This is a genomic window from Polaribacter vadi, assembly GCF_001761365.1.
Taxonomy (GTDB): domain Bacteria; phylum Bacteroidota; class Bacteroidia; order Flavobacteriales; family Flavobacteriaceae; genus Polaribacter; species Polaribacter vadi.
Map to the genome: position 1 here is coordinate 1,100,330 of NZ_CP017477.1, position 15,214 is coordinate 1,115,543.

The following is a 15,214-nucleotide window of genomic DNA, read 5'->3' on the forward strand; positions in this document are numbered from 1 at the left end:
TTTCAAATACTACATAATTTGTTCTTTTATGACTTATATAATTGATAACTGCTTCTATTTTCTATTTCTTGTTATGTCCTGTTTTAGAAAAATGGTCTTTAATAATTTTTAGCACTCTTCTTTATTGTCCTTTTGATATTGCAAAAGGAAGTTTAAAAATTAAATACACAATTGTAAAAGATGCTACAATTTTCTTCAATTTCTAACTACTTAGTCTTTTATGAGTTTTTTTTGAAAACTCCCTTTGTCTGTTTCTATTGATAATAAATATACTCCTGATTTTAAGCTAGATAAATTATAAACTCCATTAGATTCTGTAGGGTGTATATTTTTTATCAAACGACCATTTAAATCCATAATTTTTAAATCTTTAATGATTTGTTGATTGTTTAATTTAATATTAAAATTATCTGTAAATGGATTTGGGAAAATTTTTACACCATTTTTAATTACATCTTCTGTACTTAAGCTACTTGTAAATTCAAACTCAAACCAATTCATATTAAAACCACTTTGTAACACTTTCATTTTTAACGTATAAATACCTTCGTTTAAAGTTGTTTGTGTTGCAGTTGTTTGCCAAGATTGCCAACCACCAGTTACTGGTAAGTCTATGGTAGAAATACTTTGAGTAACTTCATTATGTGAAAGTTCAAATTCAATTTTCCCAGCACTAGATTCTGCTGCAGTTCTAAGGTTTAAGTTGTAGTAACCACTTTCAGAAATATAAATTAAGTATTCTGCGTAATCTCCAGCATCTGTATAACCAATGTTTTGACCTGCGCCAGTATCTGTTGTATTTTCGGTTTCTAGCCCTTGTTGTGTAGAAAAGTCTTCGGCTTGAATTTTTCCAGGAATCAATAAACGCGTTATCAAATTATTATTAACTAATTTATTTTGAAAATTAGATAGTGCAACATTGTAAGTTGATGTAATACTATTTCCTATATAGCTTACTTTTATTTCATCTTGATAGAATAAATATTTAGCCAACTCAATAACAATTAATCGATTATTAGAAGGGTCTATTGCTGCTGATGTTATGGTTCTCGTGGCATTATTTACGGTTACTTCAAACGGATTATTTGTAAGTTCTTGATTATTTAGAGGTTGATTTAAAACGATTTTAAGCGATTTTTCATCATCATTTGTGCTGGCACTTAAAACATTAAAACTGGGTATAGTTTCTGTTGATTTTAAGAACTCAATACTACTCATGTTGTAGGATGCATTACCATCAACCAAAATTTTTAGTATATGTTTGCCTGCTTCCATATATTTATTGGAAACGGTTTGGAATACAAAATTACTCCAACCTCCTGTACTTCCTAAAGTAACATCTCCCGCAAAATCAACTTCATCTAAAAAGAACTTTGGTTTTCCACCACTTTGTTCTGTAGCATATCTAAATTTGAAATTGTAAAAACCTGTTTCTTCAACATTTACGGTATATTTTAACCATTCGTTTTTTTGTGTAAAGCCAATATGATACCCATTGCTATTGGTGTTGTCTGTATTGGTTTGTATATCTACACCATCATTTCTATAATTCCACCCAGAATTCCATGCTTTATATTCATTTGTAGATAATGAATAGTTTGCATAATCAATATCATTATAAGCGATTCCGTTTGTTCCTAAATCATAATCAGAAAGATAAATAACTCCAGGAATTGTATGGTTTTTATAGGGAATATGAGTTTCATCTTGTGGTTGTCTAATACAAGCATCAACCACATCTTTATAGTATTTGTTGTTATCTACTAACAAATCGTCTGTTATTTGTTTTAATCCATCTATAGCATCTAGCACAGATGGTTTTGCAGCTTCCCCTTTCCAATAGTTAATGATAGCTTCGTATTTTGGATTTGAATTTATTGAAAAAGGACTCACTGTTGTCGCAATTCTTTTCCAAGGCCACCAAGACCAACCAATATTATTGTCTTCAAATAAATTGATAGCTTCTGTGTACCAAACATTCGAATTTTCACCAGATTCTCCCATCCAAAGAGGTACGTTGTGTTGATTTCTCAGATCTAAAACCCACTGAATGGAAGCAGTATCATTATAGGTCCAATATTTATGAAAACTATAGACCATATTGGAATCCCAGGGAGGTGTTAATCCTGAAAAATCATTGGCAAACCAGTTTCCTTCTATAAAAAGAATATGATTGGAATCATAAGTTCTTATTTCGTTGGTAATTCTAACATATAAATCGCGAAGTACGCTATCTCCCAAAGGCCAATTGACTTCATTGAGTAAGTCATAACCGCCAATCCATTCTTTGTCTTTATATCTTTCCGCTAACTTACCCCATAAAGCCATTGTTTTACTTTTATTCAGCTCACTTTCCCAAAGAGAAGGTTTATCTGAGTCATAATCTGAAATGGCAGCATCTTGCCCCTGGCCTCCAGGAGCTGCATGCATATCTAAAATAAGATAAATTTCATTTGCTTCGCACCAAGTTAAGAGTTCGTCAACCATTTCGAAACCTGTTTCTAACCAAGTATTTTCGCCTTGTATAGGTTCAGCTTCTATGGGTGGTGTAAACAAATTGTAATGCATAGCTAAACGCACGCTGTTATATCCCCATTTTTTAATGGAATCTAAATCTTGTTTTTGGAAAAAATTCTTTCGCCAATTAGAGTAAAAAGTTTTGGTTTCTTCTTCGCCAATTAACAGGTTTAACTTTTCTATAAACTCGTGCTGAGTATCTGCGGCTCCAGAAGAATTCATCATATAGCCTTCTTGTAACATCCAACCACCTAAGCCTATTCCTTTTAATAAAACTTCTTCCCCTTTTGAGTTGATGATTTTTTTACCTAAAGTTCTTAAACCTTGGGCGTTCAGAGAAATTGCACCTATTAAAAACAGGTACATTACATATTTTTTTATCATTTTTATTTTATTTTTTATAAATTATCTAAACCATATAAGGTAATTTCTGAGCCAACTGTAATCTGAGTACTACCGTAATTTGAAGTGATTGAGAATTTTAAATATCGAAATTGATCTGATGTGTTTGGTAAACTAAATTCGTGACCTTCTATAGCTTCTTGAAAAGCTGGTGAAGGAATATTGCCAGCTGCATCTCTTGGGTCTCCAATATCAAATTGCCCTAATAAATCCCAAGTTTGTGCATCGTTGCTAGCATATAAATCAAAAGACTTTAAATTTTCTTCTTGATAATGATAGGTAACGCCACCACCATTATACCAAAATGCTCTTTGCCAAACTTTAAATCGTTGAATTTTGATGTTTTTATTTAAATCAATTACAATATCTAATGGAAAATTTAAGCTACCTCCATTATCATCTCTATTAATAATAAAATAACTGTTATCAGCATCTGTTTCAACTGTATCTACAACATCATCCCAGAAGTTTACGGTTAGTCCTTCATAAGCATTTCCATTTATAGATTGATTCGCAATAAGTGTCCAGCTTGATTTATCTATTTTTTCTTCAAACAAAGGTGTGTATTTCCCTTTTTCTTCTAACGCTGTTATATTTCCTTCAAAATCTTCAACTTTAGTAGAAATTGTAAGTTCATTAGCTGCTAAACCTCTTAAAAAAATACTTTCTTGAGAATTGTTTGATGATAATATTCTAATGGTTTCTTCCCCATCGTCAAGAATATGAACATATACAAAGACAGTTTTAGATGCTATGTTTTCCCAAGTTATTTTTACGCCTCCTAAATCTGGAGTAATATCGATACTCTCTTGCACTAAAAAAATAAAAGATTCTAAAGGTGTAAAATTGACTTCTACAAAATTGGATACATTTTCATTCAAATCAATTACATATAACTTTACGTTTACGGGTGTAGATTGATTTAATCCATTTACTTCTAAAGAAGTATTGTACTTGCTTGCCACTTTAAAAACTTCTTCTCCTTGCGAATTTGTATAAATTGCTTTAACGTATAAAATATCATCATCTGCTGGCAGTGAATAATTAATAATACCTCCACCATTTGTTGGTACTATTGTAATATTAGAAACTATTCCTGGTGGAATTGAATCTCCATCTTCATTATTAGAACAAGCGAAAATTGTTAAAATAAATACTAATAAAAGCGCTATTTTGTGCATTTGTTTTTTCATAATAATCTATTTTTACCAACCTGGATTTTGAATTAAATTTGGATTTCTAGAGAGTTCTGTAAAGCTTATGGGCTGAAAATAATCTCTAGGAGAGTTAAATGAACGTTGACCTATTTCTCTAATTTGGTAGTAATTTGCTTCAGATTCTTCATTAACAGACCAACCTTTAATTGGCGTGGTAAAATACTGTGTTGCTAATTTCCATCTTCTAACATCGTAATAACGATGTGCTTCAAAAGCCATTTCTATAGATCGTTCTTGCTGTATAATTTCTCTTAAACCTTCTTTACTTAAATGTTTATTTACTGTAATTGCATTATCTGTATTACTCCAAGCATCTTGAACAGTAGGTATTCCTGCTCTTTGACGTATCATATTTAAAGACTCATAAGCTTCTGCTGATGGTCCATTAGCCTCGTTTAAAGCCTCTGCGTAGTTTAAATACAATTCACTTAAGCGTATCATTGGCCATGGATAAGAAATTGCTTTATTATAAGCATCACCTTCTGTATCTTGGTGTACAAGTTTTTTTAATGCATAACCCGTTTCTAAAAAATCATTTGTATTTGCAACCCTACCATGTGTTTCTCCACTTCTCATTTTTAAATTCCAAATACTACCCCAGGTTCTATTAATACCTCTATCAAAACCTAAAGAGGCATAAAAACGTGGCTCCCTATCTAAATTTAATTTTGCAGTTCTATTTGCAAATTGCGCGTAAAATCTTTGATTAAAGGCAATTGTAGCGATATCATATCTATTGGAATAATCGAAATTTTTATCCTCATCAATTGGTAATCCGTTTTTTGTATAATAGGTTTCTGCCATTCTTAAAGTTGGCGATAACCATTGCCAAGCAGCTTCTACAGAAGATGAGTTTGGGTCTTTCATTAAAGCTGGAGATTGAATTTGCCAAAACTGCCCATTCGTTACTGGGCTTGAGTTACCCCAAACTAACTCAGAATTCCAAGGCTCTGTAATCGCAAAACGATTGTTGTATTGATCTCTAATAAACTTAAATTGAAAGTTATTCGCATCAAAAGTAGGTGGAGTATCTGTATAATAATACATACTTACCCCTTGAGTTATAGCAGCATCAATAGCTTCTTTTGCTGCTTCTGCTGCAAATTGCCATTTAGATTCATCAAAGTTTTGATTAAAAAAATGTACACCGTCTTTATTTATGAAATTAGAGTAAAACTCAGAATTCCCGTTAAATAAAGGGCTAGCACTATATAATAATACTCTTGCTTTTATTGCTTTTGCTATTACTTTATCTATTCTTCCTAAATCATTATTACCAATAACTCTTTCAGGTAAATTAGCAACTGCATCATCAATAGTACTTACAATATAAGAAAAACACTCATCTACTGTTTCCCTATCTAATCTTACTTCTTCATCAGAAGCATCTATTGGTAAATTAGTATCTATAATTGGAATAGGGCCATAATTACTCAGCAATAAAAAGTGATAATATGCTTTTAAGAAACTTACTTCTGCCTTCCATTGATTTTTTTCTGATTGATTCATATCAACAACCAAATCAATATTTTCAATAAGGATATTACAACTCCGAATTCCTTCCCATAAAGATCCTTGTCCTCGACCAATAGCACCAAAGCCAGACCAATAGCCCATTAAAGGATTAGAAACTGTTTGTTGCCCTTTCATAACTCTAATTGCATTTGGTTCTTTTGGAACTGGTACAGCCAATTCATCACTTAAAAGCACATAACTTGCATATGCACCATCATTTTGAGGTAAATAACTATAACAATTAGCTAGCGAATTATAGGCTGTTTCTTTTCTGTTAAAAAGTAAGCGTAATTCTTGTGTTCCATCTGGTACGATATCTAAATATTTTTCACAACTACTGAAAGTGAAGATTGAGAAAAAGAATACTAGTATAATTTTATTTTTTATTTTCATTTTTTTCGTTTTAAAAATTAACTTGAACTCCTATATTAAATACTCTCTGAGGTGGATAGCCTAAACCATTACCTGCCATTTCTGGATCCCATAATTTAAATTTTGAAAAATGGAGTAAATTTACCCCTGTAAAATAAACCCTGGTTTGGGTATCAGAAAAAACCTTACCTAAAGATTCTGGTAACGTATACCCAAATTCAACATTTTTTAGCCTTAAAAAATCTCCACTTCTTAACCACCAAGTAGACTGTTTTTCATTATTATCTATAGCATAAGTAGCTAAACGTGGCCAAAATGCATTAGGATTTGGATTGTTTTCTGACCAATGATTATCTGCGATAATACTTAGTGCATTTCGTTCATTTACGAAAGGAGAAATATCATTAGGATTTATTAAAAATGATGTTCTTGCTACCCCTTGCATAAAAACGGAAAAGTCGAAATCTTTATATTTTGCAGAAAATCCAAAACCATATACAATTTCCGGCACATTTGGCCTACCTATTGGCACTTCGTCAGATTCATTGATAACACCATCATTATTAATGTCTTTGTATTTAATATCTCCAGGTAAATAAGAGTTTGTTGTAGAAAAACCATTAAATTGTTCTGGAGAATTATCTATATCTTCTTGATCTACAAATAATCTTTCAGCCATATAACCCCATTGTTGATTTACAGGATGACCTATTCTACTTAAATTTTGATCTTGAAATTCTGGTTCACCATTTACCAAAACTTCATTTGTGGCATACGTAAAATTACCTCTTGCTGTAATGTAAAAATCTCCACTAAATGCGTGATTATAATCTACAGATAAATCGATACCATTTGATTTTACTTCACCAATATTACTGCTAATTACAGTGGTTAATCCAGAAGTTTCTGGTATAAATTGACGTTCCATATAAATGTCTCGTCTATTTTCTGTAAAAATATCTGCAATAATATTTAATTTATTAAAGAGTCCAAATTCTATACCAATGTTAGACTTTGTAGCTATCTCCCAACTTACGTTTTCATTTGCATATCTATTGATGATAAAACCATTATAATAGTTGTTGTAATTAGAGCCAAAAGAATACCCTGTACCGCCATTATTTAGGTTAACATCAGACAAATAGAAAAAACGATCACTAGGACTTGAAATTGCATCATTACCCACTAAACCATAAGAATATCTTACTTTAAATAAGTTTACAGCTGGTAAGTTTTTTTCAAAGAATGCCTCATTAGATATGATCCAACCAAATCCTACAGAAGGAAAAAATCCAAAACGATTTTCCTCTGCGAACTTTTCTGATCCATTATAGCCAAAATTAAATTCGCTAAAATAACGATCATCAAAGCTATAGGAAGCTCTTCCAGAAACTCCAGTATTTCTTGATGGTAAAGTTGTAAAAGTTGTACCTCCGCCAATTGTATTTAAAGCTTCTTGAAAATAATTAACCAATAAACCACTAACTGTGTGTTTTTCATTAAATGTTTTGTTATATTCTAAAACTGCTTCATAGTAAAAATTACTATTACCATAATTACCCACCTCTGGTTGGGTTAAAAACTCTGTCCCTTCTTGTATAGTATATAAAGAATGTTCAATTCCTGTAGGTGTTTGTATCTCATTAGCTCCATAATAAAATGGGGTAAAGCTACTTTGATTTTGGTTTTCTGTATAGGTTCTTACAGAAGCCATTGCACGTAATTTTAAACCCTCTGTAATGAACTTTAAATCTTGTTTTACTTGAACTTGAGCCAAAGTTGTGTTGGAAAAACGATCTCTAAACCCCTTAACACTTTCTGCATAAGGGTTTGGAAAACCACCATTCCCTTTATTTCCAAAAAGCGTGTGATTAAAAAACTGAGTGTTTTCATCTGCCTTATAAACTTTTGGGAAATTTGCTGGATTTGCTTGCGAAACTTGATAAAATATATCTGTTGCACTTACAACAGGACCATTATATCTTTCGAACAAAGAATAAAATTTAGCAGCAACTTTTGTTGTCTTGGTTAAGTTTATATTAATATTCGCTCTTAAATTAGATCTACTGATATCAATATTATTATTAAAATTATTTAAAGGATCTACCTTTAACAAACCAGTTTCTTTTGCGCTTGTAACGGATAAATAATATTGCGCTACTTCTCCACCTCCATTTATGTTTGCGTTAAACCTTCTATTCATCGTAAAATCTTTAAACAATTCATTGTGCCAATTTACATCTGGATAAATATTAGGGTTTAAACCATTTCTTGTACCTTCTATTTTTTGTTTAGAATATAATAATGTAGCAGAAGGGTCTCTCATTCTTTGTGCTCTGTTATATAATTCCATATAATCTACAGCGCCTAAAAAGCTATTTACTTGAGAAGGCCCTGACATTGAATTTTCATAACGAACTGATACTTTTGCTTTTCCTTTTTTACCTTCTTTTGTGGTTACTAAAACAACTCCATTTGCACCTCTTGCTCCATATAAAGAAGTTGCTGTTGCGTCTTTCATGATAGAGAAAGAAGCAATATTATCTGGTTCTAATCGAGCTAAATCGTCTGTGGTAATTTGTAAACCATCTAATAAAATTAATGGGCTATTATTAAAACCAAAAGTTGTAACACCACGTATAAAAAATGCAGCATTATCTGCACCAGGTTCTCCCGATCTTTGATAAGAAATTAAACCAGAAATTTGCCCAGCTAATGCGTTAGTTATATTCGCGGTAGGTTGTTTTAAATCCGCAACTTTCATTGAAGTGACAGAACCAACAACACTAGTTTTCTTTTGTGTAGAAAACGCCACAACCTGTATTTCTTCTAATTGATCTAAACTTTCTTTTAAAATTACATTAATTTTCTTCTGATCGGAAACAATTACTTTTTTTGTTTCATAACCTAAATATGCGAAAACCAAGGTTGCATTTGGTGTTTTTATATTGATTGCATATTTACCGTCAAAATCTGTAGTTACACCATTTGTTGTTCCTTCTACTAATACAGAAACTCCAGGAAGTAAATTTCCTGTATCATCATAAACTTCACCAGAAACTACTATAGTTTGAGCGTAGGAAGAAAATGTAATTAAAAGAATTAGAAAGGGTAAAAATTTAAAAAATAATATTTTTATTTTTTTCATTGATTGATTATTTAATAGCACAGCAAAAGCAAAGACTCTTGCTGTGCTATAATTTTATTCTTTAATTAACTTTTTAAACATTCCATTAATTTCTATAAAGTAAAACCCAGGTTTTAAAATTTCTATTGATAGTTCATTTGTTTCTATTGTCTTTTTTAACACTTGTTTTGAATTGATATCAAAAATTCTGATGTCCTTTTTTCCATCCAAATTGCTAAAACGAATCATATCATTTGCAGGATTTGGAAAAAAATTAAAACTTGTTTTATCAAAATCATTTATAGATGCAGCACCTTGCAATTGAGGACCCTTTAAATCATCAATGTAAAAATCTCCAGTAATAGTTCCATTACCTGGGCCAATAAGAATAAAAACATGGTCAAAGCTAATACCATCAGCTAACTCTGAGGCATCAATATAAATTGTTTGCCATTGATTGGCTGCTATAATATCGCCCCAAATTTCAAGATTTGCATTTTGATCACCATCTTCTTTTGCATCAGAAAGTTTGAACATAAAATTTGTTGCTACTGAAGCGTATACTCTGAAAGAAAAAATATCATCTCTAGTTGCATCAAAAGGTGCGTTTAATTGAAAATGGATTCTTTCCCATCCTCCCCAAGTATCTCCTTTAGTCCATTTTGTAACCATATTAGTGCCACCTGCAGGATCTGAAACTGTTTCGTAAGCTCCAGGAGTATCTCCCATAGATTCTGAAACTGTTGTTAATGAAGTTCCATCAAAATCGTTATAAGTTGTAAAACTTATTGCTGTTGATTTTGTGGTAAATATTGCTGATGTGCTTGTAACATTTGTGTTATTTTCCTTGTATTTAATCACATCATCTTTTATACCAAACCAATATTGTGTATTTGCCTTTAGTAAGTCAGATGGTGCTATAGAAATAGTGTTCTTTGCATCATTGATAGTAGCTGTAACAGTAACAAGTGAACCTGAAGCGTCATTTTCTCTAAGCTCTACAAAAGGCAAAACATCTGTAATTGTAGATCCATCTAAATTTACAAATTGAAAATTTGATGATATTTTTGGTACTACTGTTTGTGAAACTTCTGTAGCACTATTAGAAGGCGTTAATGCTGTTTCTACTGCTGGTGGTACATTGCTTTTTAAATAATCATCAAAATAATAGACATCTCCAGCTACTGAACCTCCAGAGCTATCTCTATCAAAATAAATTTGAACTCTATCGTAATTACTTGCTGTAACAGCTCCAAAATTGTAAATCAATTCTACCCATTTATCGGTTTCAGTGACATTAATTATTTGTTCAGATCCATTACCATAATCTGGATAGTTTTGAACTCTTACAGTTACCCCTACAGGTTTACTTACCCAAACTTTTACTTTAACAAAAGGAGTTTCAGAGAAATCAAAAGGTGCTAAAGGTGTTGCATTAGCTACTAAACTATTTTCTAAACCAGAATCGTTACCTGCGTGAGTATACTCGCCTACGTTTGCGGAAGTATTTATTCCTGATACATCTGGATTTGCAATTTTTGCAAAACCTGTGCCTGACCAAGATTCAAAACCTACATTTTCATTAGTTGTATCAAAATCGAATAATATTTCATTAACATCACCTGTAATAGCTGCTTTTGTAGTGAAACTTGCAGAAAATCCTGTGACAGTTTCATCTGTTGAAAATTCGATAGCATTATCTATAACACCATACCAATAGGTAGTTGAATTACTTAAATCGTTTATAGGATCAATTGTAATTTTATTTTTATCGCCATTTATACTTACAGAAAAAGGTACATCTGATCCATTTATGTCGCCAATTTTTAAAGCAACTTTTCCTACTAAATCTGTTAATTCAGAATCGTCTAAATTTCTGAAATTACCATTTGTTCCAATTTCTAAGTTGGTATTAATAGCAATCTCTGTAGCACTATTAGCGGGGCTATATGCTGCTACTGGTAAAGCGTACATAGCTGGCCCTTTAATATCATCAAAAAAATAGACATCTCCTTCAGTAGTATTTGCCCCTCTAATTATGATTACAATATTATTCATGTAAATATTATCGTAATTACTAAAATCAAAAGTTAGTTCTACCCATTCATTAATATTAGTAGCAGTAACAGAAGAAGTAACTTCTATATTATTACCATAATCTGGTGCATTTTCTAAATGAAATGTAACATCTATTTCTTCAGTTGCAAAAACCTTCATTTTAAATATCGGATTTGATGCTAAATTGAAAGGCATTGGAAATATAGAGTTTGCATCTATAACCCCAATTCCTATTCCGTTATCGGTACCAGCTGTAAATTGACCTACAAAATTTGAGGTATTTGTAGCATCTTGAACAGGATTTGCAACTTTAGCAAAAGTAGAAGAAGTATTCCAACTGTTAAAAACAATGTTAGGGTTGTTTGTGTCAAAATCTACGTGAGTAACTTCTTGAGCATTTGCTATGCCAAAAGTTAAACATAACATTAAAAGTAGTCTTAGTTTCATAATAAATTAATAATTTAGGTTAAAATAACATACATTTTAGATAATTACTTTGTTGTTGGTACTATGAATAAGTCATAACTTTGTTTCATCACGAAAATAGTTACGAACAAGACCGTAATTATATTTGACCCCAAAATTGGATTAAAACTTGTTATTTAACAATTTATTAACCTCTACAAAAATTATATTATAGATAAAACTACCTCTACAAAACCTTTGTTAAAAATTATAAAGCGCTGATTTTTAGTTTTTTGTGATTTTTTAAAACTTTTGAATGTAGTTTACTAAGTTTTCTTCTTTATCTAAATTAAATTTTTTGCGTAATCTATATCTACTTTGTTCTACACTTGTAATAGCAACATTCATTAACGAAGCAATTTCTTTTGAAGAAAGGTTTAGTTTTAAATAGGCGCTTAACTTAATTTCATTAGAAGATAAATTGGGATGTTTTTCTCTTAATTTTTCGAAGAATTGTGAGTGAGAATTGCTGAAATGCAGTTGAAAGGTTAACCAATCTTCCTTATCCACTAAATGATTATTAATTTTTTTAACTACTTTTTTTATAGGGTAATGCAATGAGCTATTCATCAACTCTTCATCTATTTTTTTGATATCATTAATTAAATCGGATAACAATTCGTTTTTCTTGATGTTATTTAAGGTAGAAGAGGCTAAGGCTGCGTTTTTCTTTTTAATTTCTAAATTTAGGTTTTCTTCTTTTAATAAGAATAATTTTTTATCTGCTTCTAATTTTACTAACTCAAATTTTTCCTTTTGACGCTCTCTTTTTTGTTTTTCTAACAGCTTTAATCGATTAACATATTTTATATTTTTTCTATTTATATATGCCCTATAACTAAAAAAGATAACAATAAAAGTGAATATGTAAAAAGCTATAGCCCATTTACTTATATACCATGGATATGCTATATAAAAAGGAATTTTAATTATTTTAGAATCTACTTCGTTTTCGGCTTTGGTTTTTATTTCTAATACATATGCGCCCGAAGAAATTCCTGGAAAATTTAATTCACTGGCATTTAACCAATTAGACCAATTACTATCTTTAAAACCATTTAGTTTATATTGTACTAACTTAGAGTTTCCTAAAGGTGTTTTTGGCAAGGCTATTTTAACCTTTAAAAAATTATTTGAGTATGGAATTTTTAATTCTTCCTTTGTGTCTATTATAGCTCTTATCGTATCTCTGGTACTTATTAACTCAATAGATCTTATTAATGGTAAATCATTAAATTGTATTTTTTTATTTCTATTTATATTATAGAAAACAATTCCATCTTCAATTCCAATTCCATAAACATTTTTATCAATTTCTGTAAATTTATTAAAGTCATTTAAATGTTTATCCCAAAAATTATAAAAAGAAGCTTGGTTAATATTAAAATGATTTTGATCTCTTAAAACATATCCTAATTGCTTTGGAGTAGAATACCAAAATATATTTTCATTCTGATAAATATGCGTAATAGTATTTAAGCCTTTAAAAATTTCTGTGGGATATTTTGCTTTTATAAATAAATTATCTATTGCATCATAATAAAAAAAACCTTTAGGGCTGTAAAACACCAAATTACCATCAATTTTAGAAAAATAAGCTGGAGTTTCTACATTTTCATTTTCTACACCATAAAATTCCGCTTCTTCTAGTTCTAAACCATCTGAAGATAACCTTAATCTGTAAAATCCTTTAGAAGGATGAGATACCCATATTTGATTATATTGATCAAAGTCTAAAAAACGAGAAGATTCTCCAAAATTTTCAAATTTTCTAATAAATTTCCATTCGCCATTTATTCTTTTAAAAACTGCAACTCCAGAGTAAAAACCAACATATAAAAGATCTTTAAACTTTGGATGTTTTTTAAAAATCCACCCACCACCTTCTAAATGGATAGTTTTTAAAGAGTTATTTTTAAGTAAAGAAAGACCTTTATGGCTACCTACTAATATTTCGCCATCAACTTCCTTAATTTCCCAAATATTTTCTGTGCTTTCATCTAATAATTTCGGTTCTGATTCCTGCTTATTCATATTTTTCATAAACAAGCCTTGGTTAGTACCTAAGTATAATATAGAGTCTTTAAGAAAAGTAGTGTAAACAGTACCGAAGTTACTATTGGTATCTAAAAAATATTTTGCATTACTATTAACTTCAATATAACTTATACCTGACTCTGTACTTAACCAAATGTTGTTATGAAAATCATTAAAAACTTTCAAAATAGCATTATTATTTAATCCTTGTATTTTATTAATATGGGTTATTATTTTTCCTTTATCAGAAATTATATAAAAACCGTTTCTTAGTGTACCAACAATAAATTGATTACTTTTATATTTTTCTATATCTGTGAGAATAAATTTCTTGAATTTGGTGTTTTCTATCCAATCTTTTTTTAATAAAACATTATTTTTAAGACACCAAAAACCATTATTTTTTGTTGCAATTAATATTGAATTATCTTCTTCTACAAAGACCCCAACAACATCCATCGAAATATTTTCAGTACCTTTAATTAATTTGCTTTCAGTATCATTTATAATTTCAAATAAACCAATAGAAACATCTTGAAAAAAACCTCTTTTTTTAGAGAAAAAAAGATTGCTAAAGCCTTTTTTAGCTTGTAGATTAGTTAACGTATTTGTTAAGGGATTATAAACATAAATTAGCTGAAAAGATTGGAATAAAATTTTTCCATCAATTTCAATAATATTACTAAATACAGGTAGTAAAGGCGCTTCTTTAGTTGGATATTTAAAGTACAAACTTTTGTACTGAAGCTTTCCATTATTAGTTTTAGACCAAACCCCAAAACCACCATGCCCTGCAGTATATATATGCTGGTCATCTTTAAATAAAACGGCTCTAAGATCTGTTTGATTTTCAAAAGAATAGCTTTGCCATCTAAACCCATCAAATTCGATTAACGAACCAGGTGCAGCAAAATATAAGACGCCATTTTTATCTTGAGAAATATCAAAAACCTTTAAATCTTTTTTTACATCTTCTTTTGAAAAATTTTTAATGAATGGAACACCAGGAAGATTTGTAAATTGACCAAATAAAGGATTTGAAAAACAAATAATAATTAGAAAAAAAAAGGTATTTATAATTCTCATAAATAATTACTTTTAAACATTATAATTTTGGATGTAAATAAACTGCTTTTTGAATTATTCATATTATAACTTTTTTTTAAGCTTACTACTTGTGTAAATAAGCTATTTTTAGAGATATATGTAATTAAAAATGGACTAAAAACCTAAAATATTACTAACAATTTTACGATAATTATTTTGAATACTTGCTGTAACTTTTGATTTATCTTGATTGAACCCTCCTTCAATATTATAACCATTTCAATATTTTTATTGCTTATTTTTTTCACTCCATAAAATTATTTCAGAAATTACTGGCGCTAGCTAAAAGGTAGAAAACTATATAAACTTAAAAAAAGTAAAAGAAGATTATCCGAACACTAACATTTTCAAAGTGATGTTACAGATGATGCAGAAGTAAGAAGAATTGTGAATGTTA

Annotated in this window: 6 protein-coding genes; all 6 read right to left on the bottom strand. The window is 30.1% G+C overall.

The annotated features are described in order from the left end of the window. Positions 1-210: 210 nt before the first annotated feature. The gene (locus tag LPB03_RS04965) at positions 211-2,901 is read right to left on the bottom strand and encodes a carbohydrate-binding protein (protein WP_083187102.1); all 2,691 of its coding nucleotides are present in this window, start codon (positions 2,899-2,901) and stop codon (positions 211-213) included. A gap of 14 nt (positions 2,902-2,915) precedes the next feature. Next, positions 2,916-4,112: a DUF4959 domain-containing protein gene (locus tag LPB03_RS04970; protein ID WP_065318984.1), complete on the bottom strand. Its 1,197-nt coding sequence runs from the start codon at positions 4,110-4,112 to the stop codon at positions 2,916-2,918. Positions 4,113-4,124: 12 nt separating this feature from the next. Next, positions 4,125-6,044, bottom strand: a complete 1,920-nt coding sequence (locus LPB03_RS04975) for a RagB/SusD family nutrient uptake outer membrane protein (RefSeq protein ID WP_065318983.1) — start codon at positions 6,042-6,044, stop codon at positions 4,125-4,127. 10 nt (positions 6,045-6,054) lie between these two features. Continuing rightward, entirely contained in the window at positions 6,055-9,171 is a 3,117-nt protein-coding gene (locus LPB03_RS04980; RefSeq protein WP_065318982.1) for a SusC/RagA family TonB-linked outer membrane protein, read from the bottom strand. A 54-nt stretch (positions 9,172-9,225) separates the two neighbouring features. After that, positions 9,226-11,655 (bottom strand): Ig-like domain-containing domain, encoded by a 2,430-nt coding sequence (locus LPB03_RS04985; protein WP_083187099.1) that lies wholly within the window; start codon positions 11,653-11,655, stop codon positions 9,226-9,228. Between the two features lie 261 nt (positions 11,656-11,916). Further along, entirely contained in the window at positions 11,917-14,796 is a 2,880-nt protein-coding gene (locus LPB03_RS04990) for a helix-turn-helix and ligand-binding sensor domain-containing protein (protein WP_065318980.1), read from the bottom strand. Between the last annotated feature and the right edge of the window lie 418 nt (positions 14,797-15,214).

Bases quoted from the DNA above. Each gene is read 5' to 3' on its own strand.
- LPB03_RS04965 (WP_083187102.1), bottom strand. From the start codon at position 2,901: ATGATAAAAAAATATGTAATGTACCTGTTTTTAATAGGTGCAATTTCT.
- LPB03_RS04970 (WP_065318984.1), bottom strand. From the start codon at position 4,112: ATGAAAAAACAAATGCACAAAATAGCGCTTTTATTAGTATTTATTTTA.
- LPB03_RS04975 (WP_065318983.1), bottom strand. From the start codon at position 6,044: ATGAAAATAAAAAATAAAATTATACTAGTATTCTTTTTCTCAATCTTC.
- LPB03_RS04980 (WP_065318982.1), bottom strand. From the start codon at position 9,171: ATGAAAAAAATAAAAATATTATTTTTTAAATTTTTACCCTTTCTAATT.
- LPB03_RS04985 (WP_083187099.1), bottom strand. From the start codon at position 11,655: ATGAAACTAAGACTACTTTTAATGTTATGTTTAACTTTTGGCATAGCA.
- LPB03_RS04990 (WP_065318980.1), bottom strand. From the start codon at position 14,796: ATGAGAATTATAAATACCTTTTTTTTTCTAATTATTATTTGTTTTTCA.